The organism is Neoaquamicrobium sediminum, from assembly GCF_040970315.1.
Lineage (GTDB): Bacteria > Pseudomonadota > Alphaproteobacteria > Rhizobiales > Rhizobiaceae > Aerobium > Aerobium sediminum.
This window is the reverse complement of sequence record NZ_JAZHFV010000007.1, coordinates 65,343-90,453: the sequence shown is the minus strand read 5'-3', so window position 1 is coordinate 90,453 and position 25,111 is coordinate 65,343. Positions and strand designations below refer to the sequence as shown.

Here is a 25,111-nt window from a genome sequence, read left to right as displayed (position 1 = left end):
GCCACTGACGGCCGGAGTATAGACGATATCGGCTGCCTTCACTTTAGGTAGCATCTGTCTCTGTCGCTCGACCGCCTCGGCCGTCGCCATGGAGCAGGTGCTCATATAGACCAAGTCCGCACCCATCAGGCGCGCCGCCGACAAGCAGCGTTCCGTCGAATATCTGCCGGATCTCGTGCAGCGCTGCGAAAGGGCTGATCAGGCCGGCATGGCCGCCCGCGCCGTAGGTGACGGCGATCAACCCGTCGACGGCGGCGTCCGCCGCCTTGGCCGGGAAGCGGACCGTGGTGACGTCGCGGAAGACGAGCCCGCCATATGGAATGCACGGCGGCGACAAGGTCGCGGTTGAGCCCGAGCGACATGACGGCCGCGCGGTCGGCCCCGCGTTCGGACCCGGCGAAGAGCCATGATTTTCGTCCGAGGGCCAAACTCCGCAGGGCCCTTTCCGCGGCGTTGTTGGAGCATCCACTCGGAACCATGACAAGAATGACGCCCCACAGGCACGGCAACATTATCGTTCTCACGCGCCTGGGATATCAGGTGGTGACATAGCGGACCTTCTCCGCAGTTCTGACCGCGGCCAGTTCCGATCTTCGTACCAGCCGGTTGATATGAGCCAGCGTTTCCGTGAACGCGAAACTCATTTGGTGGGCGTCGAGCTTGCGGGTGAAGAGGATAGGAACGAGATCCGCCACTGAGTGCGGCGCTTTTGCGCATGCTTCCCGGATCCGTTGGCAGCGTCCTTCGTGGTGTGCCTCAAGTTCGAGACATCGTTCATGCAGCCCGTAGAACGGGCGGCCGTGCCCCGACAGCACCAGGACATCGTCCGGCAGTTCCTGACGCATAAAGCGCAGTGTCCTGAGAAAATGTCCGAGCGGGTCGCCATTAGGCTCGCCGGCGAACACGCTGACATTGGGCGAGATCTTCTCGATGATCTGATCGGCAGCGAACAACAGCCTATCCTGCTCGCAGTAAAGAAGGATCTGCTCGGGGGCATGCCCGTCCGCAGTGATCACCCTGAATTCCCGGCGTCCGATCGTGATTTTGTCGGCCAGAACGAGCCTGAGAAAGGTGGGAGGCAGTTCCGCAACGAGCATCAGATATTCGCTACCGTGAATGGCGACGAGTCCGGCGCCTTCCTCGCTCATGCCGTGGTTAACATAGAAATCGAAATAGTGGCGAAGCCCCGTCTCGTGCGGGGCAAGGGAGATGACCCTGCTAGTCATATAGGCAGTCTGGCTTGTCAGCATTTCGGCGCCAAACTTGCCGCAAAGCCATCCTGCAAGCCCGATGTGGTCCGGATGATGATGGGTCACGACGACGCGCGAAATGGAGACATGCGATAGCGGTCCTCCCAAGAGAGCCTGCCAAGCTGCCTTCGCCTCGTCCGTATTGATGCCGGTGTCGATCAGCGTCCAGCTGTCGCCATCCTGGACAAGATAGACGTTCACGTGATCAAGACGGTACGGCAGCGGAATGCGGGCCCAGAGAACCCCTGGCGCAACCGAGATAACTTGTCCTGCCACCGGTGGCGAATGGAAGGGAAACTGAGGCATAATTTCCAATAGATGCAGCGATTGGAGAGCTTTGTCTACCGAAAGCCTACGCGCGGCTTCACGCTCGCCTCGACCACCGCCTCACCGGGACGAGAACTTTCAAGAGGCCTTCTCCTGAATCGAGTATGGGTTCGTCGACGGTGAGGCTCACACCTGCTTTGGTGGCGCTCGCTTGACCGTCGCTGGAGCTTGAGCTGTGGCTTCAGATGTCCTTGCCATTGACGATGAGGGGCGCGTCCTCGGGAAGCGCATCAATGAAGATGATCTCGTCTGCACGGATGCGGGCATGGCGCTGGAACGCTTCTTTGGCCGCCGCTTCGGCCGCAATGCGGTCGGCGCCCTCCTGCAGAACGATCGAGATGCGGATAAGATCTCGGTCGTTTTCGCGCGTCGCCACGGCCTGAGCCGCTATTGCGCCGGGTGTGGCAATCACCACCTCCTCGATCACGCGTGGGTAGACGAAGATCTCGCGCACCTTCACCGCCGCGCCCACCCGGCCCTGCAGCGCCGAAAGCCGGCGCACACTGCCGTCCTGGTTCCTCTCCAGCGCGAGGGCGCTGTCACCAGTGCCAAAGCGGATCATCGGCCAGGTAGCATCGCGTGCGGTCACCACGACCTCGCCCGTCTCGCCGTGGGGGAGCTGGTCGCCGCGGACAGGATCGCAGATCTGCACCACGCGGTCCGGATGCACCACATAGCCGTCGCCGCCATCCTCATACGCGACAAGGCCAAGATCAGCGGTGGCATAGGCCGCCCAGGTGGAAACGCCGTAATCAGCCTCGATCCGCCGGCGCTTGGCCATCCAGTCGCCCATCTCCCCGCCCAGAAAGGCGGTCTTCACTTTCCAGGCGCCGCGGCCATAGGTCTCGATCACTCTGTCGGCCAGGATTAGGAAGAAAGCCGTCGACGCGCAGATGGCAGTGACGCCGGTCTCGACGACGATCTGGGCTTGCAATTCGGTGTTGCCGACGCCGCCGGGAATGACGGTGGCGCCCGCGGCCTGCGCCGCCTCGTCAAAGAGAAGCCCGGCCGGCACGAGGTGATACATCCAGGTGTTCAGAATGACATCCCCCTTGCCGACCCCGGCGGTCTTGAACAGCAGGTCCAGCCCGTGCCCGCCGCCACCGGGCAGCGCCGGTTCAAAGATCGGGCCGGGCGAGACATAAATGCGCGAGACATCCGTCAGGTCGGCGGCGAGAAACCCGCCGAATGGCGGTCTCTCTCTTTGGAGTTTAAGAAGTTCCTCTTTTTTCATCACCGGTAACCGGGAAAGATCCGCAAGAGATGAAACCTTCGCAGGGTCGAACCCTGCCGCGGCGAACCGTGCCTTCAGTCCCGGTGCCTTCGTTGCAGCTGCGCTGTAGGCGGTCGCGATGTCCTGATAGATGTCAATGGACATTGCTTTATGGTCTCCCCTGCTACTCACGGGTCAGATCGGACAGTCCTTGCGGAAGTTTGGCGCGCGCTTCTCGCGATGCGACAGGACGCCTTCTTTCACGTCCTCGCTCATGAAACCCAGCATCTCGAGGGCGGTGGAGGCGTCGAAGATCGGTCCGGCTTGACGCAGCCAGTTGTTGAGCGAGTATTTGGTCCAGCGGATCGCGCTCTGCGAGCCATTCGCAAGCTCGGTCGCGATGTCGAGCGCGGTCTGCTGCAGAACGTCATCCTCGACGCACATCGACACCAGGCCGATCCGGTCTGCTTCCTCGCCCGAGACCGGCTTGCAGGTCATCAGATAGTATTTCGCCTTGGCCATGCCGCACAGCAGCGGCCAGATGATCGCGGCGACATCACCGGCGGCGACGCCGAGACGGGGATGGCCGTCAACGATCTTGGCCTTCTTGCCCGCGATCGACACGTCGGCCAGGATTCCGACGACCAGGCCGGCGCCGGCCGCGGGACCGTTAATCGCCGAGATGATCGGCTTGTTGCAGTTGATGATGTTGTAGACGAGGTTCCTGGCCTCTTTCCACGTCTTCATGATCTCGTGCGAATTGCCGATCATGCTCTCGATCAGACTGAAATCGCCGCCCGCCGAAAACGCTTTGCCTGCACCGGTGACGATCACCGCATTGATGTCGGGATCGCGATCGATGTCGATCCACATATCGGTCATCTGCGTGTGGGTCTCGGCGTCCACCGAGTTGAAGGTCTCGGGCCGGTCGAAAGTGATGCGCAGCACGCGCTCGGCCGGATAATCGAATTTCAGCTTGTCGTATTTCGCGTAACGATCGGACATCATAAATCCTCCCTCGTGATCAGCCCGGCAGGCCCAGGACAGCTTTCGATAGAATGTTGCGTTGGATTTCGTTCGACCCGCCGTAGATCGTGGTCGGCCGGGCCTTGTAGAAGGCCGCCAGAACATCGACGCCAACATTGCCGACCTGCAATGGGCCGAGGGTGCCGCCGTCGGGTCCTGCCACCTCGATCATGAGTTCGGTGATCTTCTGAAACGTCTCGGTCACCCAGATCTTGAGCATCGAGACATCCGCACCCAGCGGTTCGCCCCGCTTGAGTTGATCGGCGAAGCGCGCGTAAAGCGCCGCGTGATCCTCGACATCGAGCGCGACCTCGGCGAACCGATCGCAAAAGACCGGGTCGTCGAAGCGGCCGGCACCGCGGGCGTAGGTTTCAAGCTGACCAAGCGCGTTCTGGGCCAGACTCGGTGCGCCGATAAACACCCGCTCGAAGCTGAGCAGGGACTTGGCCATGGTCCAGCCCTTGTTCAGTTCGCCGACCAGATTTTCGCACGGGGTGCGGGCATCGTCGAAGAAGACCTCGCAGAACTCGGTTTCGCCCGCCAGCGTGGTGATCGTTCGGACCTCGACCCCCGGCTGATCCATCGGCACAAGAATGAAGCTGATGCCCTGCTGCTTCTTTGGGGCCTTCGGATCGGTGCGCACCAGCATGAAAATGTGCGTCGAGTCATGCGCCATCGTCGTCCAGATCTTCTGTCCGTTGATCACGAACTCGTCCCCGTCGATCACGGCGTTCGTGCGCAGGTTCGCCAGATCGGACCCTGCGCCCGGCTCGGAATAGCCCTGGCACCAAATGTCCTCACAGCTCAGAATGCGGGGCAGCCAGTATGCCTTCTGAGCATCGGTGCCGAACTTGATGATGAGCGGACCGACCATCTGCACGCCCATGTCGCGGCCGCGCACGACCCCCCAACGCTGCTGTTCCTCATAGAAGATGAGAAGCTTGGCCGCGTTCAGCCCCATGCCGCCGTACTCCGCAGGCCAGGCCGGTGCGACCCAGCCCTTGGCATGAAGCTTGCGGTGCCAGTGCTCGATTTCGGCGAACTTCGGGCGATGCGAAAGATTGCGCAGCTCTTCGGGATACTCGGTTTCGAAGAACTGCCGTATCTCACTGCGGAAGTCCGCGTCGCTCATGGCGTTGTAGTCGATCACTCGGCGGCCTCCTCTGCGTTGCGGGCGTTCAGCCAGAGCCGCCGGTGATGGACGTCGTCGCCCAGCCAGGCCGAGAGCACCAGCGCCCTGTTCAGGTAAAGCCCGATGTCGAACTCGTCGGTGTAGCCGACCGCGCCATGCAGCTGGATGGCCTCGCGCGTGATCTTCCTGGCCGTGGTGCAAGCCCGGGCCTTGGCGCGGCTGGCCTGGCGGGCACGCAGGCGCGGGGCTTCTGTCGCGTCCATCAGGCCTAGCGCGTCGCGCACGCCCGCTTCGGCCACTTCCTGCATGACATGCATGTCCACCGCGCGATGCTGAATGACCTGGAACGAACCGATCGGCTTGTCGAACTGCTCGCGCGTCTTGATGTAGTCGAGCGTGATCTCCAGCGCCTTTGCGCTGACCCCGACAAGCTCGGCCGCCGTCAGCGCCGTCGTGTCGCTGACCGCAGCTTCCAGAGCCTTTGCGACGGCCGGGCCCTTTGCGAGCAATTCGGCTGGCGCGCCCGACAGGTGTAGCTCGGCCAGTATACTGCCATCGGACTGACGCCGTTTGTCGAAGGCTATGCCCTTGCCGCCGGGTTCAAGCAAAACGAGAGCCGGTCCGCCGCCGGTCTCCGCCACGACGAGGATGCCACTTGCAGCAGCCACCCCCGCGACCCATGATTTCATCCCGGTCAGAGCGCCGTTCTCGAACCGAGATGACAGGGTGTTGGAGAGACCTTTGGCGTCACGCTCCTGCCATGCTGTTGCCAGGACCGTCGTGCCGGCCAGCGCCTCGGTCAGAAGCGCATGCTCGGGGCAGAGTCGGCGTAAAAGGCCAATTGCGAGCCCAACCGAGGCGACCACAGGCTCGGGCGCGATCGCCCGGCCTACTTCTTCGGCGATGATACCGGCGGCGGCCAGCCCCATGCCGAGGCCGCCGGCCTCTTCGGGAACCACTGCGCCGAACACGCCAGCCTCGGCCAGTTCCGTCATCACGGGCGCATCCCAGCCGCCGCCTTCGTCCCTGATCTTGCGCGCTCGCGCCACGCCGCCCGCGCGCTCCAACAGCGTGCGGACGCTTTGACGCAATAGGCGGAAATCGTCCTGGTCGTGATGTGCAGCGTTGCTCATTTTTCCTCCGAGGGCCGGCGCTTGATCATCACCGGAGTATCGGCAGTGAACACGACCTGTCCTGCGGGATTCATGGCTCTGAGCGTGTAGGCCAGCACGCCCCTATCCGGTTTGCTCTTCGAAGGTGTGACCGAAGAGACTTCCAGTTCGATGTCCAGCGCCTCGCCGGGCCGAATTGGCCGAGGCCATCTCAGCGAATCGAAACCCAACCCCCCGATATTGGCGATCTCCGGCATCATTCCATGCATGACTGGCTTGAACACCTGCAGCATCGTCTGAAAGCCCGAGGCGATCAGGCTGCCGTGGACGGACACGGCATAGTTCTCATCGGTGTGCAGCCGCTGCGGATCCCATTCATGCGCGAACGCAATGATCTCCTCCTTGCTCAGCGGCTCTGCGCGGAACCTGTAGATCTGACCTGGCTGGAAATCTTCCAGATATTTCATGAGACCTTGCCCGCTGCCGCAAACCCGGCGTCCACCCCTTCGGCGCTGTGCGAGATGCGCTCGCGATTGAACTGCTCGAGCTTGGGATAGGTCCTTTTGAAAAGGCGCAGGAATTCCTCCATCGGTGCGTCGACGTAGAGCCCCCGATCGTTCACATATTCCATGTGCCGCTGGTCCTTGACGTCGAATTCGTGAAACAGGGCGTCGCTGTTGCCATCGAAGATTAGCGGCCTGACCCCGAACCGCTCGCACAGCTCCATGTTGAACGCAGGCGTGATCTTATAGGTATTGCCGTCGAGCCAGAGCTGCACGTAGCCGTGATAGACGAAGAGATCGGTGCCCATCAGCTCCCGCAGCTTGGGCGTGTTCAGATGGTTGCGCACATCGGCGAATCCCAGCGCTGCAGGAATGTCGACCGCGCGCAGGCAGGCCGCCAAGAGGATCGCTTTGGGCACACAGAAGGCGGCCTCCGCTCCGGCGATGGCGCTCGCCCGGTAAGCATCGGCCGTCAAGGCGAAGGTGTAGGGATCATAACGGATACCGTCCCGCACCGCCTCGAATAGGCGGATCGCCTTATCGCTCTTCGATGCATCGTTGGGTAGATCGCGCAGAGCCCGGGCGACGAACTGCTGGACCTCGGGGCTGTCGCTGTTCACGAAATACGTGGGCACGACGTATCTCGCGGCCTCTTCCGGGAGCTCTTCTTGGGAGGTCGTCATCATATCCACCTTCTGGGAGAAGCAATTCTAACACCTGTTAGATTAATGGACCACGCTGCCACCGTCAATGGTTCGGCGTTCTTGGCGGTGTCTCATGGGTCGGGCAGCCCGAAATAGCGGTTGTCACGTGCGAGATCGGGCGCGGCCTCGTCGCGGGAGGGCGGCGCGCGAAAAGCCGGCGCGATCGGAAGCGGCAGAGCGGGTACGCGCCGTTCCCCGATTCGCACTTGCCGGCCGTATATGCCACGCTTGGCAAAATGGTCGTCGGATGCCGCCTCGGCCGGGGTCTTGACCACCGTGCAGCAGCAATCGGCCTCGGCCAGAAGCGGTTCCCAGTGCGAGGCCGGATGTGCCGCCAAGAGGCGGGCAACTTCGGCAGAGCTTGCTTGCGGATCGGCGAGGTCGTCGCGCAGCTCCGTCCTGAGTCCGATCACCTGGCAGAAGGCCTGCCAGAACTTCTCTTCCAGTGCCGCCACGGCGATCTGCCGCCCGTCGGCTGCGGAATAGAGCCGGTAACGCGCCAGTCCGCCCGTCAACCGGTCGGCGCCATTGCCAATCGGCTCTCCGGCGACAACGCCCTTGGCATGAGCCCAATAGGCGAAAACGAAGGCACCTTCGGCCATGGCGATATCGAGATGGGCGCCCTGCCCCGTACGATCGCGCTCGCGCAGGGCGAGCAGGATATTGAGCACCGCCGGGTAGCTGCCGCCCCCAATGTCGGCCACCAGCGCGAACGGCATTGTCGGCTGCTCGTCCGGACCTCGACTGAGCGACAGGATTCCGGCGTCGCCGACATAGTTCAGGTCGTGGCCGGCAAAATCCCGTTTCGGCCCGGTCTGTCCGTAGCCGGTGATCGAGCAATAGACGATGCCCGGATTGATGGCACGCACCGCCTCATATCCCAAGCCCAGCCGATCCATCACGCCGGGGCGGAACTGCTCGACCAGGACATCGGCCTTCTCGATCAGCGGACGGAGGCTCTCCACCGCACCTTCAGCCTTCAAATCCAGCGCAATCGATTTCTTGCCGCGGTTCAGGATCGCGTAACCGATGCTGACGCCGTCGATTTTCGGCGCCGAATGACGCGCGTCCTCGCCCGTGCCGGGGCGCTCCAGCTTGACAACTTCCGCCCCGGCCTCGGCTAGCATCAGGGTCGCCAAGGGGCCAGGCAGAAGCGTGCTGAAATCCAGCACGAGAATATCGCTGAGCGGCTGAGCCATGTTCGCTGTCCTCAGGCGAAGCGGGCTGCGCCGTTGTTCAGCACCACGACCTGACGCTCGGGGATCGAGGCTTTGAATCGGGCTTCGTTGCCTTCCCGCCAGATATGAAACCGCACCGTCTCGCCCGGATAGACCGGGGCGGAAAAGCGCACATCCAGTCCGGTCAGCCGGCTCGCGTTATAGTCGCAGAGCGTCTTGAGAATGGCGCGGGCCGCCAGCCCGTAGGTGGCCAGGCCATGCAGGATCGGGCGCTCGAACCCTGCCGCACGGGCGACCTTGGGATCAGCGTGCAGCGGGTTGTAATCGCCCGACAGGCGATAGATCAGCGCCTGGCGTGGCAGCGTCGCAAGATCGCAAACATGGTCGGGCTCACGCTCGGGGATGGACGCAGGCGTCGGTCCCGGTTTGTTTTCGCCGCCAAACCCGCCGTCGCCGCGGCAGAAGGTCGACATCGAGACCTTGGCCAGCGTCTCGCCACTGGCCGCATTGATGATGTCACGGCTCAGATAGATGACCGCGCCGCGCTCTTCGCCCTTATCGGAGATCTGATCGATCCTGGTACGGCCGATCAGTTCACCTTTGACCGGCAATGGCTTGTAGACATCCAGCCACTGCTCGCCGTGCAAGACCTTCTTCCAATCGATCCCGGTGCGCGGATCGCGCAGCCAGAAACCGGGGTAGCCAAGCGTGACGGCCATTGACGGCACGACCATCAGCCCGTCCTCATAGACATAGGCTAGTTCTTTTTCGTCGGTCGGATTCTCGCCAAAGCCCAAGCCAAGCGCATAGAGCATGGTGTCGCGCTCGGTGAGGGTTTGCGCTACATCTTCAAACTCCCAGTTGGAGAGAGCCTCATAATTGAGCGGCATCGCTTCGCCTCCCCAGTCGTCTCACAACGTGTTCTCCGAGCCCAGAATTGCAGTGACCTGGCTCGACAACGTGCCGCCGTTGCCGTGGGCGAGCGCCAGATCAATATTTGCGATCTGAAGTCCCGGCGCATCGCCCCGGATCTGGCGGGTCGCCTCGATCACCGTGAAGATGCCGTACATGCCCGGATGCACGCAGGAGAGCCCGCCGCCGTTGGTGTTGACCGGCAACTCACCCCCCGGCGCGATCCGCCCGCCCTCGACGAAGGCCCCGCCCTCGCCCTTCTCGCAAAAGCCCAAATCCTCCAGAAAGAGGATCGTGTTGATGGTGAAGGCGTCGTAAAGTTCGACCACGTCGATGTCGGACGGAGTCACCCCTGCTGCGGCAAAGGCGCGCGCACCCGACTCCCTGGCCGCCGTGACGGTGAAATCCGGCATCTGAGAAATCTGTCGATGCGTGCTCTCGGCGGCGGAGCCAAGAACGTAAACCGGCGGCTTGGGGAAATCCCTCGCCCGCTCGGATCGAACCATCACGATCGCCCCGCCGCCATCAGTGACGAGGCAGCAGTCGCGCACCGTCAGCGGATCGCTCACCATGCGGGCGGCGAGCACATCCTCGCGTGTCAGGTCGCCGCGCGCGAAGGCCTCGGGATTGTGCTGCGCCCAGGCCCGCGCGGCAACCGCCACATCGGCCAGCTGTTCGCGCGTGGTGCCAAATTCGTGCATGTGCCGCGCCGCCGCAAGAGCATAGGCGGAGATCGGATAGCGCGGGCGATAGATCTGTTCGTAAGGCGGCGGCCGCGAGGCCGTAACGAGCTTGCCCGACCCACTGCGCTGGTTCGAGCCGTAGACGATCAGCGCCACATCGCACAACCCCGCTGTGAGCGCCATGGTGGCCGCGGTGATGTAGTTGACGAACGAAGAGCCGCCGGTCATCGTCCCCTCGACGAAACGCGGGCGGATGCCAAGATATTCCGCCGCCATCAACGCTGGCATGCTGTCTTCCATCATCGTGCAAAAGAGTCCGTCCACATCGGACAGTTTCAGCTGCGCATCCGCCAGTGCCGCCAAGCCCGCCTGCGCCATGATGTCGTAGGCCGTCAGTCCGGGCGCCTCGCCGAAGCCGGCGTGTCCGGTGCCCACGATCGCAGATTTGCCGCGCAGCTTGTTCTCCACCTCTTCAGCCCCCTTCCGGCCTGCACAGCACGGCGGGGGTGCCGTCGATCTCTCCCGCATAGGCGATCACCGCCATGCCGATCTCCACGTCAGGAGGCGCAACGCCCTCAACGCGGCTCATCATCCGAACCCGTTCCTCCAGTTCGACGATGCAGACATTGTAATCGCCGCCCCTATCGGGCGCGCGCCTGACGACCGTTGTGGTATGGATCTCGCCCCTGCCCGAAATCTCGTGTGACGTGAACGATGTTGCGTAACAATGCGGACAGACCACGCGCGGGAAAAAGTGGAAACGTCCGCACGCGTTGCACTTGGGAAGAACCACCTTGCCTTCTGCCAGCCCCCTTCGAAAGGCTACATCCGGGCCTTCGTGCATTCTCAACCACCCTTCCCTAACTGCGCTTCCAGGTCATCTGAGTTGACGATATTTCTAACAGATGTTAGATTTCTGGCAAGCTCAAAATTCACGCGTTCGAGAAGAATATGAACATCGACGAAAAGGGCCCGCTGCATGGGCTGCTTGTGGTTGCGCTAGAACAGGCGGTTGCCGCGCCATTCTGCTCGTCGCGCCTTGCAGATGCGGGTGCCCGGGTCATCAAGGTGGAGCGCAAGGGATCGGGCGATTTTGCTCGCGGATACGATAGAGCGGCGAACGGGGAAAGCGCCTATTTCGTCTGGCTTAACCGGGGCAAGGAATCTCTGGAGCTTGATATCAAGGACCCAGACGATCGTGCGCTGCTGGAACGGATTCTCGCCCGCGCCGATGTGTTCCTGCAGAACCTCGCCCCCGGTTCGCTCGAAAAGCTGGAACTGGATTCGGCATCGCTGCGCGCGCGTTTCCCGCAGCTCGTCACCTGCGATATCACGGGCTACGGCGATGATGGGCCGATGCGTAATGCCAAGGCCTATGACCTGCTTGTGCAATGCGAGAGCGGACTGGCATCGATCACCGGCACGCCGGACGGACCCGGACGGGTCGGCATTTCGGTGTGCGACATCGCCACGGGCATGACCGCCCATGCGGGGATTTGCGAAGCGCTGATCGAATGCCAGCGCACCGGGCGCGCCCGCGGCGTCAGCGTGGCGATGTTCGACACCATGGCCGATTGGATGGCGGTGCCGCTTATCTTTCACGATTGTGCCGGACGTCCAACGCCTCGGGTGGGCCTCAGTCATCCGGTGATCTGCCCCTATGGCGCCTATACCTGCCGCGATGGCGGCCAGATCGTACTGTCGGTGCAGAACGAGCGCGAATGGGCGCGCTTTTGCAACGCGGTTCTGAAGCGGCCCGAACTCGTTGAGGATCCGCGTTTCGACGGCAATGACAACCGCAACCGCAACCGGGATGTGCTGCAGCCGATGATCGAATCCGCTTTCGCTGCGCTCGACAGGGCGCAGATGCTGGCGCTCCTGAGTGAAGCCGACATCGCCTCGGGCGCGGTCAACGACGTCGCGACGCTTTCCAGCCACCCGCAGCTCGACCGGACGCTCATTCAGTGCCCGTCGGGCGAAATTGGTCTACCGACACCACCGATTCGCAGGTCGGGCGAAAATGTGCCGCTGGGCGCCTCGCCTGCGCTGGGGGCGCATAATGCGGCGATCCGACGGGAGTTCGCCGCGCCCGTGGCGGGTGAGGACCAGACATGAGCAAAGCAAGACCCGCACTTCTGTCGGGGGTCCGGATCATTGACATGACCTCGGTCGTGTTCGGTCCCTTGGCCACGCAGATGCTGGGTGATCTGGGGGCCGACGTCATCAAGGTAGAAAGCCCCGAGGGCGATATGCTGCGCCAGGTGCAGCCGGCTCAAAACCCCGGCATGGGTGCAGCCTTTCTGGGCGTGAATCGTAACAAACGCAGCGTCGTGCTGGATCTCAAGACCGATGACGGCCGGCGGTCTTTACGCCGGCTTTTGCGCGACGCCGATGTCTTCATATCCAGCATTCGCCCTGCAGCGCTGGCCCGCTTGTCCTTGGCACCGGACGCCCTGCGCCGTGAAAATCCCCGCCTGATTACCGTGGCTGCCGTGGGCTTCGGGTCGGACGGGCCGTACCGCGACAAGCCCGCCTATGATGACAGCGTTCAGGCGGTCTCGGGCATGGCGGGGCTGGCCACGATGCGCGACCCCGGCGCGCCGCCCTCCTATGCGCCAACCATTCTGGCCGACAAGTTGGGCGGAGTCACGGCGGCCTGGGCGGTCATGGCCGCGCTCTACCACCGGGAACGCACCGGCGAGGGGCAGCATGTCGAGGTGCCGATGTTCGAAACGCTGGCGTCGTTTCTGCTGGTGGAGCACATGGCCGCCGCGACATTCGAAGACCTCCCGCAAAGCTTCGGCTACAGCCGTATGCTGGTGCCGCATCGCCGTCCGGTCCAGACGAAGGACGGGTATATTACCATCCTTCCCTATTCCAACGCGCAATGGGCCCGCTTCTTCCGCGCCATCGGAAGTGAAGACATGCTCTGTCATCCGTGGGTGACGAACATGGACGAACGCAGCCGCAATATCGGCGCGGTCTATGACATGGTAGCGCAGTTCGCGCCGTCGCGGACCACACAGGAATGGATCGACTTGATGGAGGAAGCCGACATCCCGGTCATGCCGGTGAGCATGCTGCCCGACCTGCCGCAGGATTCCCACATCAAGGCAACCGGCTTCTTCCAACGCGTGGCGCATCCCACCGAAGGCGCCATCTGGACAACCAAACCTCCGGTGAAGTTTTCGGCCACGCCGGCGCGGCACGATCTGCGCACCGCGCCGCGCCTTGGTGAACATAGCGAAGAGATTCTGAGCGGAGTGGTGGAGGACTGAACGGCTTTCCAGCTCCGGAAACCATCACGCGAGCATGAGCCGCTGGCGGCGGTTCTTCGCGGCGCTATAGGATTACCCTCGCGTCAAATCTGTAGCAACTATGCGTCGCACGGTTTTCCCGCTTTCTCGCGTTGTCCCGGGAACATCTTGTGTTCCTCGGCGGCCCGGCTCGTAAAATGGGCGGCCAATTAACCAAGGCGAGATCCTCGAATAACGCGTCTCAGAGCTTCTCGATCAGCTCGGGTACGGCTTGGAAGAGGTCAGCCACAAGGCCGTAGTCGGCGATCTGGAAGATCGGGGCGTCCGGATCCTTGTTGACTGCGACGATGATCTTGGAATCCTTCATCCCTGCAAGGTGCTGGATCGCCCCGGAAATGCCCACTGCAACATAGAGCTCGGGCGCCACGACTTTGCCGGTCTGGCCGACTTGCCAGTCGTTCGGCGCGAAGCCGGCGTCGACTGCGGCCCGCGAGGCGCCCACTGCTGCGCCAAGCTTGTCGGCCAGCTTCTCGATCAGGGCGAAGTCTCCTTGCGAGCCGACGCCGCGGCCGCCAGAGACTACGACCCCGGCAGAGGTCAGTTCGGGGCGGTCGCTTTCGGCCACCTTGTCCTCTACCCATTCCGACAGGCCCGGATCACCGGGCACATCTACGGTCTCCACCTTGGCCGGGCCGCCCTTGCCGGCGGCCTTGAAAGCCGAGGTTCGGAGGGTCACGACCTTCTTGGCGTCCTTCGATCTCACCGTCTGGATTGCGTTGCCGGCATAGATCGGGCGCTCGAACGTTTCAGCATCGACAACGCCCGAGACATCGGAGATCACCATCACGTCCAGTAGCGCGGCCACCCGCGGCATCACGTTCTTGGCGTCGGTGGTGGCCGGGGCCATTATATGCGAATAGTCGCCCGCGAGGCTTACGATCATTGCCGCAGTTGGCTCGGCAAGGCGGTGGCTCAGCGCCGGATGCTCGGCCACCAGAACCTTCGCCACGCCCTCGATCGTCGCGGCTGCCACGCCGGCGGCTGCCGCCGAAGCCCCGGCGCAGAGCACGGTAACCTCGCCCAGCACCTTGGCGGCATTCACCGCCTTGGCGGTGGGGTCCAGTGCCAGTTCGCCGTCATTTACTTCGCCCAGCAGAAGAACAGCCATCACACCAACCCCCTCTCTTTGAGTTTCGCCACCAGCGTATCGACATCCGGCACGATCTCGCCAGCCTGGCGTGTTTCCGGCTCGGCCGTCTTCACCACTTCGAGCCGCGGGCTCACGTCGACGCCGTAATCCGCCGCCGTCTTCTCGTCGAGTGGCTTCTTCTTGGCCTTCATGATGTTCGGCAGCGAAGCGTAGCGGGGTTGGTTGAGGCGCAAATCGACCGTCACGATCGCCGGCAGCTTGACCTTGACGGTCTGCAGCCCGCCGTCGACCTCGCGCGTCACCACGGCGCTGCCGCCCTCGACCTTCACTTCCGAGGCGAAGGTCGCCTGGCTCCAGCCCAGCAGCGCCGAGAGCATCTGCCCGGTGGCATTCATATCGTTATCGATCGCCTGCTTGCCGGCGAGCACCAGGTTCGGCTGCTCCTCGTCGATCACCGCCTTCAGGATCTTCGCCACCGCCAGGGGCTCGATGTCCTGATGCACATCTGCGGCCGCCACAATCAGGATCGCGCGGTCCGCCCCCATCGCCAGCGCCGTTCTCAGCGTCTCCTGCGCCTGCTTCACCCCGATCGAAACTGCTACGACCTCGTCCGCCGTACCCGCTTCCTTCAGACGGATCGCCTCCTCAACCGCAATCTCGTCGAAAGGGTTCATAGACATCTTCACATTCGCGAGATCGACACCGCTCCCATCCGCTTTCACGCGAACCTTCACGTTGTAGTCGATCACGCGTTTGACGGGCACGAGCACCTTCATCGGCGTTTCTCCTATGACTGTTTGAACGTCTTTGGCCGCAATCAGCAGTCCTTGAACCGTGGCGGCCGCTTTTCTTGGAAGGCGTTCATGGCCTCGGGAAAATCATGGGCGCAAAGCAGCACGCTTTGCGCATCGCGCTCGATCTCCAGAGCCTCGAGGTAGGAGCATTCGGCAGCCGCCCGCATGACACGCTTGGTTGTCTGCATGCCGAAGGCGGGGTGGGCGGCGATCTCTCGCGCGATCTCGATTGCTCGGTTTTCGACCTCCTCGGCCGGGACGCATTCCTCGACTACACGCAGCTCGCGAGCCGTTCGTCCGTCGATCTCGCGGCCGGTAAGCACCAGCATCCGGGCCACCCCAGCCCCGGCGCGCTGCTGAAGGAGCCAGCTCGACCCGGTGTCGGGGCAGCCGCCGACCTTGGCAAAGACCTCGCAGAGGCGCGCATCCTCGGCAGCCACGACGATATCGGCCGACAGCGCCAGGCTTAGCCCCGCGCCATAGGCGATTCCATTCACCGCAGCGATGAGTGGCTTCTTGAATTGATAGGCGGCACGACCGCCGTCGTGGACCATGTCGACCATCTGCGAGGTGGCGCGGGCGCCTTTGGCGATCTCGGCGCGGAAGCCGACAAGATCGCCGCCGCTTGAGAAATGCTCGCCGCCGGTCATCACCACGGCACGTATCGCATCGTCCATCTCGGCCTGACGCAGATTGGCGATGAGCGCCTCGACGAATGCAATGCTGAAAGGGTTGCGCCGTTCCGTGCATAGAAAGCGCAAAACGCCCACAGGCCCATCACGATCAAGCCGCATCAATTCGCCCATGCCTCTCTCTCCTTTACCGGCCTTGCCAGACGGGCGCGCGTTTTTCGGCAAAGGCCCGCGGGCCCTCGATGGCATCCTGGCTGGCATAGACCACTTCGTGCAGGCGCTTACCCTCTTCCAGCCCGGCGGCGCAGCCCAGATCCATGGTCGCGCGCACACTGCCCTTCGCAGCTACTACCGAAAGCGGTGCGGCACTGGCGATCCGACGTGCGAGGTCGCGGGCCCGTTCGCGAACCAGATCAGGCGTGTCTTCAAGATAATTGGTGAAGCCGTAACCGTGCAGCCGCTCGATCGGCATGAGATCGCCGGTCAGAACGATTTCCATCAGGACAGGCTGCGGCAGCATCCACAGCGCCGGCGCTGCCCAGGGCGAGCCGCGTCCGATCTTGACTTCGGTGATCCCGATTTTGGTTCCTTTGAGTCCGACCCGCAAATCGCAGTTCAGCGCCAGCATCATCCCACCAGCCATCAAGGAGCCGGTCATGGCAGCTATGATCGGCTTGCGACAGGCGCGCATCGTGTCGTGAAAGGGGTCGCGCATCTTGCTGAGGATGTCGACGCCCTCATTTCGCGCGATCTCTGCCGCCTCCTTGAGGTCTAGCCCGGCGCTAAAGACGCCGCAATCAGCCGAGGTCAGGATCGCAACGCTGACCGTATCGTCGGCCTCGATCCGCTCCCATGCATCGACCAATCCGTTGGCGGCGGCGACCGAGAGCGCGTTCTTGCGGTCGGGCCGGTTGATAGTGACGATGGCCACGCCACCTTCGACGGATACTTCGATGGGGCTGCTTTCCATTTCTCGATCCCTCGCAGACTGACCTTGCACGACTGGGAACCGGCTTATGCCTGCGGGTCACTCCGACCCGCAGGCACGCCGTCAAATCACTCGACGGTAAATTTCGACGAGCTTTCCTTGATCACTTCCCACACCACGTCGGTGTAGTCCGCGCTCCAATCCGTGAGCGGCACCCAGGTCGAACCATCCCACTGCTCGACGCGGGTCTTACCGCCGCCTCCATGGTCTTTCGCGGTCACGGTGATCGGCGACATCACACCATTTCCGTCGAAATTCTCAATGGACTCATATCCTTCCTTCATCCTTTCGGCATTCAGCGGCCAGCCGTGTTTTTCGATCGCAATGCGGGCAGCTTCGAACCCAGTGGCATAGATAGCTAACCCGGTGTTGTAATAGACGTCGCGGACGAGCGATTCCGGACCACTGCCTTCACCCTTGGCATACAAGGTCTCGAGCATTGTCTTGACCAGAGGAACTTCTTGGCCACCCGCCACGTTAGTACCCCGCAAGATGCCTTTGGCTGCATCGGCTCCGATATTCTTGATGTCAACTTCGTTCAGCCAGTTCACCGAAAGATAGCGATCAATCGGAAATCCGTTCCGTTTCATCTCCTTCGAAGCCACGACGTGACCGCCGGCTAGGATCCAGCTGATCATGTAATCAGGCTTGTCACGCCGAATCTGAGTCCAGGCGCTCGCCTGGTCGCTGCCGGGCAGTGGCACTGGATAGAGTTTGAGTTCGAAGCCTTCTTCCTCCGAGAGGGTCTTGAGAATCTCGATCGGCTCCTGACCGAAAGGATAGTCTAGATAGATGAAGCCGATCTTGGCTTCGCTCAGATCACCTCCCAACTGATCCTTAATGAAGGCCACGTCATTGGCCGCCTGCTGCCAATAGGTCGGACCGACCGGGAAAATCCACTTGAACACATCGCCATCCACAGCGTCGCCGCGGCCGACGAAGGATTGCATGACGATGTTGCCGTCCTTCATCGCACGTGGCAGAGCGGCATTGGTCACGGGCGTCGAGAGGAAGTTGAAAATGAAGACGCCCTCTCGCTTGAGCTGTTCGTAGCATTCGACACCGCGCTGCGGCTCGTTGCCGTGGTCGCGCACGATAATTTCGACTGGATGACCTTCTATGCCGCCGTCGTCGTTTGTGTATTTGGCCAGATCCTGCGCAGCCTGCGCCACCTGCGGTGAGATGAAGGTGTAGGATTTGCTCAGATCAAAGCAAAGGCCGAAGCGGATCGGCTCCTTGTCTTGTGCCGCGGCTGTCTGGATTGCCAGTCCCAGCGCCGCTGCCAGTACAGCGGCAGTCACTCTATTGAATATAGTCATGTCGAACCTCCCTGTTGCATATCGCTTCCTCATTGACTGCCCACTCCGCGGGGCCCGGCTTCACAGGCCCCACGGACGGTGCGGCTTGCACCTGCTTCACATCAATTGCCGTCGAACTTCGACGAACTCTCCTTAACAACCTCCCAGACGACATCCTGATAGGCGGCAATCCAGTCGGTCTGCGGCACCCAAGTGGCCCCGTCCCACATTTCGATGCGCGTGCGACCTCCGCCGCCATGATCCTCCGCCGTCACCGTGATCGGCGCCATCAGGCCATTTGCGTCAAATTTCTCGATCGCCTCTAGCCCGGCTTTGTATGACTCGGCAGTGATCGGATGGCCGTGCAGCGAAGCCGCCTGACGAGCAGCTTCGAACACGATCGAATACATCGCAAGGCCGGTATTGTAGAAAACATCCAGCGTCTTTTCGACCGGGCCGTTACCTTTGCCCTTGTCATAAAGCTCGGTCATGATTTCCTTGTAGAGTGGGATGTCCTGACCGCCCACGACATTCGTACCGCGCTTGAGCCCCTTCGCCGCCGCCGCGCCGATATTGGAGATATCCACCTCGTTGAGCCAGTTGACGGCGATGTACTTCTCCATTGGGATACCGTTACGCTTCATTTCCTTTGACGCAACCACGTGCGCACCGCCAAGCATCCAGCTGATGATATGGTCAGGCTTATCTCGGCGCACTTTGGACCAGACGCTCGCCTGGTCGCTGCCAGGCAACGGAACCGGATAGAGGACCAGGTCGAATCCTTCCTTACCCGACAGTGTTTTAAGGATCTCGATCGGCTCCTGCCCGAAGGGATAATCGAAGTAGACGAAGCCCACCTTTACATCCGAAAGATCTCCGTCGTGCAGCTGCTTGATATAGGCGATGTCGTTGGCCGCCTGGCCCCAGTAGGTCGGTCCGACAGGATAGACCCAGTTGAACACGGTGCCGTCGACAGCGTCGCCTCGCCCGACAAGCGATTGCATCAGGATGCGCTGGTCCTTCATTGCGCGCGGCAAGATCGCCAGTGAAACCGGTGTGGACAGCGTGTCGAAAACGAACACACCCTCGCGGCTGAGCTTGCTGTAGCATTCGATCCCGCGCTGCGGCTCATTGCCGTGGTCGCGCACGATCACCTCGACCTGTGCCCCATCGATTCCGCCTTTCATGTTGACGAGATCGGCAAGATCGAGCGCCGCCTGCGAGACCTGTGGCGTAGCGAAAGTATAGGCCTTGCTCAGATCGTAGCAAACGCCGATCCTGAATGGCTCGGGATCCGCCGCCTTGGCGGATTCCGATAGGAGGCCTGCGGCGAGCAAGGCCAAAGCCAGTGTTCTTCCAATCGACTGCATATTCTCCTCCCGGTCTCGTTTGGAACAATCGAGTCAGCTCAGCCAGCGTTTGCGCCGACTGTAATGTTTGATGTCGTGGAAATTCGTTCCCGAACCTCCCCCCAGATAGAATTCCTGAATGTCTGAATTCGCTTTCAATGCCTGGGCCGTGTCGTGCATGACAACGCGGCCATTCTCGATCAGATACCCGTCCGAGACGATCTCCAGCGCCGCGAGTGCATTCTGCTCGACCAGCAAAACAGACAACTTCTCTTCCTCGTTGACCTTCTTGATGATGCTGAAGATCTCGGCCACCAGGAAAGGAGCCAAGCCTAGACTCGGTTCATCGAGCATCAGAAGACGGGGCTGGGTCATCAATGCTCGACCAATCGCCAGCATCTGCTGCTCGCCGCCTGAGAGATATCCCGCCTGGGAGTTCTTCCGTTCAGCGAGGCGCGGAAAGTACTCGTAGATTCTCTGCTTTTCCGTTTTGAGTGTGGCGCGATTCATCGAAATCGGTGCAGCCGCTTCGAGGTTCTCGTCGGGCGTCAGATGTTCGAAAACTCGACGGCCTTCGATCACATGGCAAATCCCAATCTCTACACGTCGCTGCGCAGGAACACCGGTGATCACTGCGCCGTCGAAGCTGATCTCGCCGCGGTTGACGCGGCCGCGCTCGGCCTTGAGAAGGCCGCTGATCGCCTTTAACGTCGTGCTCTTTCCGGCCCCGTTGGACCCAAGCAGCGCTACCATTCCTCCTTTTGGAATCTGGATGGAGACCCCCTTGATCGCCAACATGACGTTGTCATACAGGACCTCTACACTGTTCATCGACAGGATGTTTTCTGCTTCTTTGTCGGGAGCGTGGGTCATCTCCGGCCTATTTCTTGAATTGATCAAAGGGCCACACCCTCAGGTAGTCCCGGATGTTGCTATAAAGCTTGCCCAATCCCAGCGGCTCGATCATCAGGATGATGATGATGATCGCTCCGTAGACCGCGTTCGGAATGTGGGCCAGCGATTCGACATTCAGTTGAAGCCCCAGTGCTCCGGCGCCTTCTGCCACGAGGCCATTGACGACGCCCGGCACCAGCAGGATCAACGCGACACCAAAATAGGTGCCGATGATACTGCCGAGGCCGCCAACGATCACCATAGCCAGAACCTGGATCGACACGGCGACCGAGAACTGTTCGGGCGCGGCCAGAAAAAAGAACGTAGCGACAAGGATCGCTCCACTGACTCCGCCGATGAAGGAGGAGGTCGCGAACGCAACAATCTTGTAGTAGAAGCTGTTGACTCCGAGAATGGCCGCCGCATAGTCCTTCTCGCGGACTGCCACCAGCGCACGACCCAGACCGGTACGGCGCAGATTCAGCATAAAAATGGTGACAAGCAGACACCAGCCGAAGGCGACATAATACAGGCCTGTATCCGACGTAATCCGCTGGCCCAGAAGTGCAAATGTGGGCGCCTGCAGCGAAGCGTGCGAGCCACCCGAGATCGCCGGCGAATGGGTCAGCACCCAGTCCATGACGAACTGCATCGCCAGTGTGGTCAAGGCCAGATAGAGGCCCTTCACCCGCAGGGCCGCGAAGGCGAACAGGCTGCCGATGACCGAGGCGGAAATCCCACCGATCAGGAGCGCGAATTCCCAGGGCAAGCCGTACCTGGCCGCGTGAACAGCCGAATATGCGCCGACGGCCATCACCGCCGCATAGCCGAGGTGCAGTTGGCCGGCCCAACCCGTCACCAGGTTGAGCCCGAGCGCCGCTGCCGTCCAAACAAGCCAAGGCAACATATAGCTGTTGAGGTACAGCGACCCGACAAGGAACGGAGCTGCCAGGCCGAGCGCCAGGAAGAACAGTGCGAGATTCCTGTCGGCTGGAATCTTGTAGAGCCGACTGTCGGATACGTAGCTGGTATGATGGATACCAGATAGCCGGTAAAACATCGCGTCAAACCCTTTCGATGTCTTGACGGCCAAACAGACCGTGCGGCCGAAGCATGACAGTGAGGATGAGCACCGCTGCCACGATCAGGTCGCGGCTGCCACCGCCCACGAACGGATCCAGATAGGCGGACCCCACATTCTCGATGATGCCGAGAATGATCCCCGCGAGCACCGCGCCAAAGATGCTGTCCAGCCCGCCTAGAACGGCTACCGTCAATCCCTTGAGCAGCAAGAGCGACAGCGACTGGTCGACGCCCTGAACCTCGCCCCATATGACGCCTGCCGCCACCGCAACGATCGAAGCCAGTCCCCAGGACAGGCCAACCCCACGCTCGACAGATATGCCGACGGACCATGAGGCCATGTAATCGTCGGCTATTGCGCGCAGGCGGATACCCTGTCGGCTGCGGAAGAACAGGACGAAGACCACAAACAAAACGAGGGCTACAACAGCGCCAACCAAATGGATGCGGCTGATCAGAACGTCGCCAATGAAAAGCGGATCATAGCCGACGCCTAGTTCGACCGAGCGCGACGTACCGCCCCAGATAGCAAGCGTCGTGCCGCGCAGAAAGATGTCAATCCCGAGCGTCATCATGAGGATCATCACGATCGGTCGGCCAGCGAGCCGGCGCAGCGCAACCCGCTCGATCCCCATACCGAAACCGAACATGGCGACGGCAGCCACGGGGATTGCCACCCAGAGCGGAAGCCCTATGTCGCGAGCTAGCGCCAGCACAACGTACGCTCCCACCATGGTGAGCCCGCCCTGCGCGAGGTTTGGCACGGAAGAGGCTTTGTAGATCAGTACCAGGCCGATCGCGAACAACGAGTAGAGCAACCCTGTGAGAGCTCCGTTCGCCGCTAGCTCAGCCAAGAAAACTAGTTCCATCTAAACCTCCCTGACAGGGAGGGTGCGGTCGACCCTTCCCGTCTCACCCGTCTCGTAGGTCACGACGGCGCTGACGTGGACGTGCTTTGATCCGTCGTAAAGCGCCGCGATCACGTTCTGGTAGCGGTCTTCCACCACCGTTCGGCGCAGCTTGCGCGTGCGCGTGATCTCTCCGTCGTCGGGATCGAATTCCTTGTGCAGGCTGACGAACCTTTTGAGCCGCAGAGGCTCCGGGAGGACTTTGTTTACCCGCAGGAATGCCTCGCTCAGAAGCGCGGCCACCTCTTCGCGCTGAGACAGATCGGCATAGGACACATAGGGTACGCCGTTCACTTCGGCCCAGTGGCCGACGGCATCGAAATCGATGCACACCATTGCCGTTAATTCGTGTCGGCCTGCGCCCACCACGGCCGCGTCCTTTATGTATGGACTGAACTTCAGGCGGTTCTCGATGTAATTTGGCACATAGCGCTCTCCGGCTTTTGTGTGCATCACTTCTGAAACGCGGCCAAGCACCACGAGATTGCCATCGTCTTCGAGGTAGCCGGCATCGCCTGAACGCAACCAGCCAGCGGAAAGCGTCTCGGCCGAAGCTTCGGGCTTGTTATAGTATCCGGCGAAAACGCTATCCGACTTCAGGAGGATTTCGCCATTGTCGGCGATCTTCACCTCGACCCCCGGGGCAACCTTGCCCACGGTGTGGAGCCGCACCTCATCAGGCGCCTGGATCGCGTTGATGGCACTGTTCTCCGTCTGACCATACAGTTGGCGCAGCTTGATGCCGAGCGCCCGGTAGAATACGAAGGTGTCCTCTCCGATCGCCTCACCGCCGGTGAAGGCGTTCTTGAGACGGTGCATGCCGAACTGGTCCTTGATCGGCCCGAAGATCAGAATCTCGCCGATGAAACGGCCGATACCTTCCAAAGCGCCAGCGCTCATGCCGTTGAGCTTGCGACGCTCGGCTGCCATGGCCCGTTCGATGAACAAGTGATAAAGCCACTTCTTCAGCGGCGTCGAATTCTCGATGCCTACCTGAATGGTGGTCAGGATGTTGTCCCAGCTGCGCGGTGCGGCCAGATAGAATGTCGGCGCGATTTCTCGCATATCACGCAGCACGGTTTCCTGTCGTTCGGGCACGTTGACGGTGAAGCGCAGCAGAAGCGCGGCGGCTACCGTGATCGCATAATCGCCCACCCAGGCCATCGGCAGATAGGCCAGCACCTGCTCTCCGAAGTCGAAGGCCCCGGCGGCATGGCCGTTCCGCGCCGCCGCCAACACGTTCTTCTGGCTCAGCACGACGCCCTTGGGCTTGTCCGTCGTGCCCGACGAATGCAGGAACACCGCCGGATCGTCGGGCTTGGCCCGGCCGAGCAGATTCTCGCGCAGCCCCGGCTCACCGTTGAGACGATGGCTGCCGCTCTCGACGAGATGCTCCCATGACATCAGTCCGGCCGCCTTGTAGAAGCCGAGGCCCCGGCCGTCGTCATACACGATGTACTTCAACTGCGCGGCCCCGGCGTCACGCAGTTCCAAAATCTTGTCCACCTGCTCCTGGTCCTCGGCGAGAGCGGCTACGACGTTCGCCTCGTCCGCGAAATGCTGGAGCTCTTCGAGTGTGGTGCCCGGATAGGCGGGCATTGCGTAAACTCCGAGCGTGGCCAGCGCCAGCATTCCGCAATAGAGGCGTACACGATTGTCGCCGAGAATGAGCACCGCGTCCCCCGGCTTCAGGCCGAGCCCGTCGAGGCCGGCCGCGCAGGCCAGCACCTCTTCCGTGTATTGAGCCCAGGTGGTTGCCTTCCAAATCCCACGCTCTTTTTCCCGCAATGCGATGTCGCTGCCGTGTTCGGACGCGTTCCGCATCAGAACCGAGGCAATGGTTTCACCCGCGACCGTCGGGCTTTGTGTGGTCTCAGCCATGGGCGCCCCCGATATACGCCTCAACGACCCGGGGATCCTTGACGACCTCCTTCGGAATCCCGCTGGCGATCATCTCGCCATAATTGAGCGCCAGCATCCGGTCGCAGATACCGGTAATGACGTCCATGTGGTGCTCGATCAGCAGCACGCTTATGCCCCGTTCAGCTCTCGCGTCGAGAATAAAACGGGCCATGTACCCCTTCTCCTCTTGGTTCATGCCGGCCATGGGCTCGTCGAGAATGAGAAGATGGGGCTCGGCGACCAGTGCCCGTGCCAGTTCCACACGCTTCTTGAGCCCGATTGGAATCCCGTCCACAAGCTCGTTGCGGATGCTTTCGAGCTGGAGGAATTCGATCACCTCCTCTACCACTTCGCGGTTCCTGATCTCGCTCGGTCGCGCCACCCACCAATACAGCGCAGTGGGAAGAACTCCGGGCTTCATGTGGATGTGGCGCCCCAAGAGAATGTTCTCGAGCACGCTCATGCCGTTGAAAAGCGCAAGGTTCTGAAAGGTCCGGGCGACGCCGAGCTTGGCCACCTTGTGAGGCGCGGTGCCCGTGATGTCCTTGCCATCGAGACATATCGAGCCTTTGTTCGGCGGATAGAACCCGGTGATCGCATTTGTCACCGTCGTCTTCCCGCTCCCGTTCGGTCCGACGAGGCCAAATATTTCGCCCTTATGAATACTGAGGTCCACGCCGCTAACGGCAACAATACCGCCGAATCGACGCTCGATTCCGCGACACTCCAATACGGGAGGAGCTTTGGCGTGTTGTTGCTCTCGGGTGTAATTGTTTGTCATTTCATTCATATCGCCGTCGAAGCTCTTGTTCTGGT

Annotated in this window: 25 protein-coding genes and 1 pseudogene; 2 read left to right on the top strand and 24 right to left on the bottom strand. The window is 61.6% G+C overall.

Annotation, left to right across the window (positions count from 1 at the left end):
- Positions 1-43: 43 nt before the first annotated feature.
- The 13 genes and pseudogenes from V1479_RS20880 to V1479_RS20820 all read right to left on the bottom strand — a co-directional run bounded on the left by V1479_RS20880 (position 44) and on the right by V1479_RS20820 (position 10,884).
- Positions 44-337: a nitronate monooxygenase family protein gene (locus V1479_RS20880; protein WP_173194855.1), complete on the bottom strand. Its 294-nt coding sequence runs from the start codon at positions 335-337 to the stop codon at positions 44-46.
- A 22-nt stretch (positions 338-359) separates the two neighbouring features.
- A pseudogene (locus tag V1479_RS20875) lies at positions 360-461 on the bottom strand (IS66 family transposase); the annotation flags it as partial.
- Between the two features lie 75 nt (positions 462-536).
- Positions 537-1,556 carry an MBL fold metallo-hydrolase gene (locus V1479_RS20870; protein ID WP_173194931.1) on the bottom strand — a complete coding sequence of 340 codons (1,020 nt, stop codon included), beginning with the start codon at positions 1,554-1,556 and terminating at the stop codon, positions 537-539.
- A 202-nt stretch (positions 1,557-1,758) separates the two neighbouring features.
- Entirely contained in the window at positions 1,759-2,955 is a 1,197-nt protein-coding gene (locus tag V1479_RS20865; protein ID WP_368804608.1) for a phenylacetate--CoA ligase family protein, read from the bottom strand.
- Positions 2,956-2,985: 30 nt separating this feature from the next.
- Positions 2,986-3,795: an enoyl-CoA hydratase/isomerase family protein gene (locus V1479_RS20860; RefSeq protein WP_173195027.1), complete on the bottom strand. Its 810-nt coding sequence runs from the start codon at positions 3,793-3,795 to the stop codon at positions 2,986-2,988.
- A gap of 19 nt (positions 3,796-3,814) precedes the next feature.
- The gene (locus tag V1479_RS20855; protein WP_368804607.1) at positions 3,815-4,966 is read right to left on the bottom strand and encodes an acyl-CoA dehydrogenase family protein; all 1,152 of its coding nucleotides are present in this window, start codon (positions 4,964-4,966) and stop codon (positions 3,815-3,817) included.
- Positions 4,963-6,081 carry an acyl-CoA dehydrogenase family protein gene (locus V1479_RS20850; RefSeq protein WP_173194932.1) on the bottom strand — a complete coding sequence of 373 codons (1,119 nt, stop codon included), beginning with the start codon at positions 6,079-6,081 and terminating at the stop codon, positions 4,963-4,965. The genes V1479_RS20855 and V1479_RS20850 overlap by 4 nt, the downstream gene beginning before the upstream one ends.
- Positions 6,078-6,527 carry a MaoC/PaaZ C-terminal domain-containing protein gene (locus V1479_RS20845; RefSeq protein ID WP_257810502.1) on the bottom strand — a complete coding sequence of 150 codons (450 nt, stop codon included), beginning with the start codon at positions 6,525-6,527 and terminating at the stop codon, positions 6,078-6,080. Before V1479_RS20845 ends, V1479_RS20850 begins: the two co-directional genes overlap by 4 nt.
- Positions 6,524-7,246 (bottom strand): transglutaminase-like domain-containing protein, encoded by a 723-nt coding sequence (locus tag V1479_RS20840; RefSeq protein ID WP_173195028.1) that lies wholly within the window; start codon positions 7,244-7,246, stop codon positions 6,524-6,526. Before V1479_RS20840 ends, V1479_RS20845 begins: the two co-directional genes overlap by 4 nt.
- Before the next feature lie 92 nt (positions 7,247-7,338).
- Positions 7,339-8,466 (bottom strand): CaiB/BaiF CoA transferase family protein, encoded by a 1,128-nt coding sequence (locus V1479_RS20835; RefSeq protein ID WP_368804606.1) that lies wholly within the window; start codon positions 8,464-8,466, stop codon positions 7,339-7,341.
- An 11-nt stretch (positions 8,467-8,477) separates the two neighbouring features.
- Positions 8,478-9,335: a MaoC/PaaZ C-terminal domain-containing protein gene (locus V1479_RS20830; RefSeq protein ID WP_173194933.1), complete on the bottom strand. Its 858-nt coding sequence runs from the start codon at positions 9,333-9,335 to the stop codon at positions 8,478-8,480.
- Between the two features lie 21 nt (positions 9,336-9,356).
- The gene (locus V1479_RS20825; protein WP_257810498.1) at positions 9,357-10,508 is read right to left on the bottom strand and encodes a thiolase family protein; all 1,152 of its coding nucleotides are present in this window, start codon (positions 10,506-10,508) and stop codon (positions 9,357-9,359) included.
- A gap of 4 nt (positions 10,509-10,512) precedes the next feature.
- Complete coding sequence (locus V1479_RS20820) at positions 10,513-10,884, bottom strand: Zn-ribbon domain-containing OB-fold protein (protein ID WP_173194934.1); 372 nt, start codon at positions 10,882-10,884, stop codon at positions 10,513-10,515.
- A gap of 107 nt (positions 10,885-10,991) precedes the next feature.
- Here V1479_RS20820 and V1479_RS20815 point away from each other — a divergent pair, with 107 nt between their 5' ends.
- Both V1479_RS20815 and V1479_RS20810 read left to right on the top strand, forming a co-directional pair.
- Positions 10,992-12,155: a CaiB/BaiF CoA transferase family protein gene (locus V1479_RS20815; RefSeq protein WP_173194935.1), complete on the top strand. Its 1,164-nt coding sequence runs from the start codon at positions 10,992-10,994 to the stop codon at positions 12,153-12,155.
- Positions 12,152-13,318: a CaiB/BaiF CoA transferase family protein gene (locus V1479_RS20810; protein WP_368804605.1), complete on the top strand. Its 1,167-nt coding sequence runs from the start codon at positions 12,152-12,154 to the stop codon at positions 13,316-13,318. The genes V1479_RS20815 and V1479_RS20810 overlap by 4 nt, the downstream gene beginning before the upstream one ends.
- A gap of 220 nt (positions 13,319-13,538) precedes the next feature.
- Here V1479_RS20810 and V1479_RS20805 read toward each other — a convergent pair whose 3' ends face one another.
- The 11 genes from V1479_RS20805 to V1479_RS20755 form a co-directional block, all read right to left on the bottom strand.
- Positions 13,539-14,465, bottom strand: coding sequence for an electron transfer flavoprotein subunit alpha/FixB family protein (locus V1479_RS20805; protein ID WP_173194937.1), 927 nt, complete (start codon positions 14,463-14,465; stop codon positions 13,539-13,541).
- Positions 14,465-15,223, bottom strand: a complete 759-nt coding sequence (locus tag V1479_RS20800) for an electron transfer flavoprotein subunit beta/FixA family protein (protein ID WP_173194938.1) — start codon at positions 15,221-15,223, stop codon at positions 14,465-14,467. The genes V1479_RS20805 and V1479_RS20800 overlap by 1 nt, the downstream gene beginning before the upstream one ends.
- A 41-nt stretch (positions 15,224-15,264) precedes the next feature.
- The gene (locus tag V1479_RS20795) at positions 15,265-16,047 is read right to left on the bottom strand and encodes an enoyl-CoA hydratase/isomerase family protein (protein WP_173194939.1); all 783 of its coding nucleotides are present in this window, start codon (positions 16,045-16,047) and stop codon (positions 15,265-15,267) included.
- Positions 16,048-16,060: 13 nt separating this feature from the next.
- The gene (locus V1479_RS20790; protein ID WP_173194940.1) at positions 16,061-16,843 is read right to left on the bottom strand and encodes an enoyl-CoA hydratase-related protein; all 783 of its coding nucleotides are present in this window, start codon (positions 16,841-16,843) and stop codon (positions 16,061-16,063) included.
- An 86-nt stretch (positions 16,844-16,929) separates the two neighbouring features.
- A complete protein-coding gene (locus V1479_RS20785; protein ID WP_368804604.1) occupies positions 16,930-18,180 on the bottom strand; it encodes an ABC transporter substrate-binding protein in 1,251 nt (416 codons plus the stop codon).
- A 101-nt stretch (positions 18,181-18,281) separates the two neighbouring features.
- Positions 18,282-19,502 (bottom strand): ABC transporter substrate-binding protein, encoded by a 1,221-nt coding sequence (locus tag V1479_RS20780; protein WP_368804603.1) that lies wholly within the window; start codon positions 19,500-19,502, stop codon positions 18,282-18,284.
- A gap of 60 nt (positions 19,503-19,562) precedes the next feature.
- Positions 19,563-20,381 (bottom strand): ABC transporter ATP-binding protein, encoded by an 819-nt coding sequence (locus tag V1479_RS20775; protein ID WP_252913180.1) that lies wholly within the window; start codon positions 20,379-20,381, stop codon positions 19,563-19,565.
- Positions 20,382-20,388: 7 nt separating this feature from the next.
- Positions 20,389-21,495, bottom strand: a complete 1,107-nt coding sequence (locus V1479_RS20770; protein ID WP_252913179.1) for a branched-chain amino acid ABC transporter permease — start codon at positions 21,493-21,495, stop codon at positions 20,389-20,391.
- Positions 21,467-22,354 carry a branched-chain amino acid ABC transporter permease gene (locus V1479_RS20765; protein ID WP_173194941.1) on the bottom strand — a complete coding sequence of 296 codons (888 nt, stop codon included), beginning with the start codon at positions 22,352-22,354 and terminating at the stop codon, positions 21,467-21,469. Before V1479_RS20765 ends, V1479_RS20770 begins: the two co-directional genes overlap by 29 nt.
- Positions 22,355-24,274: an AMP-dependent synthetase/ligase gene (locus tag V1479_RS20760; RefSeq protein WP_368804602.1), complete on the bottom strand. Its 1,920-nt coding sequence runs from the start codon at positions 24,272-24,274 to the stop codon at positions 22,355-22,357.
- The gene (locus V1479_RS20755; RefSeq protein WP_244649507.1) at positions 24,267-25,085 is read right to left on the bottom strand and encodes an ABC transporter ATP-binding protein; all 819 of its coding nucleotides are present in this window, start codon (positions 25,083-25,085) and stop codon (positions 24,267-24,269) included. The genes V1479_RS20760 and V1479_RS20755 overlap by 8 nt, the downstream gene beginning before the upstream one ends.
- Between the last annotated feature and the right edge of the window lie 26 nt (positions 25,086-25,111).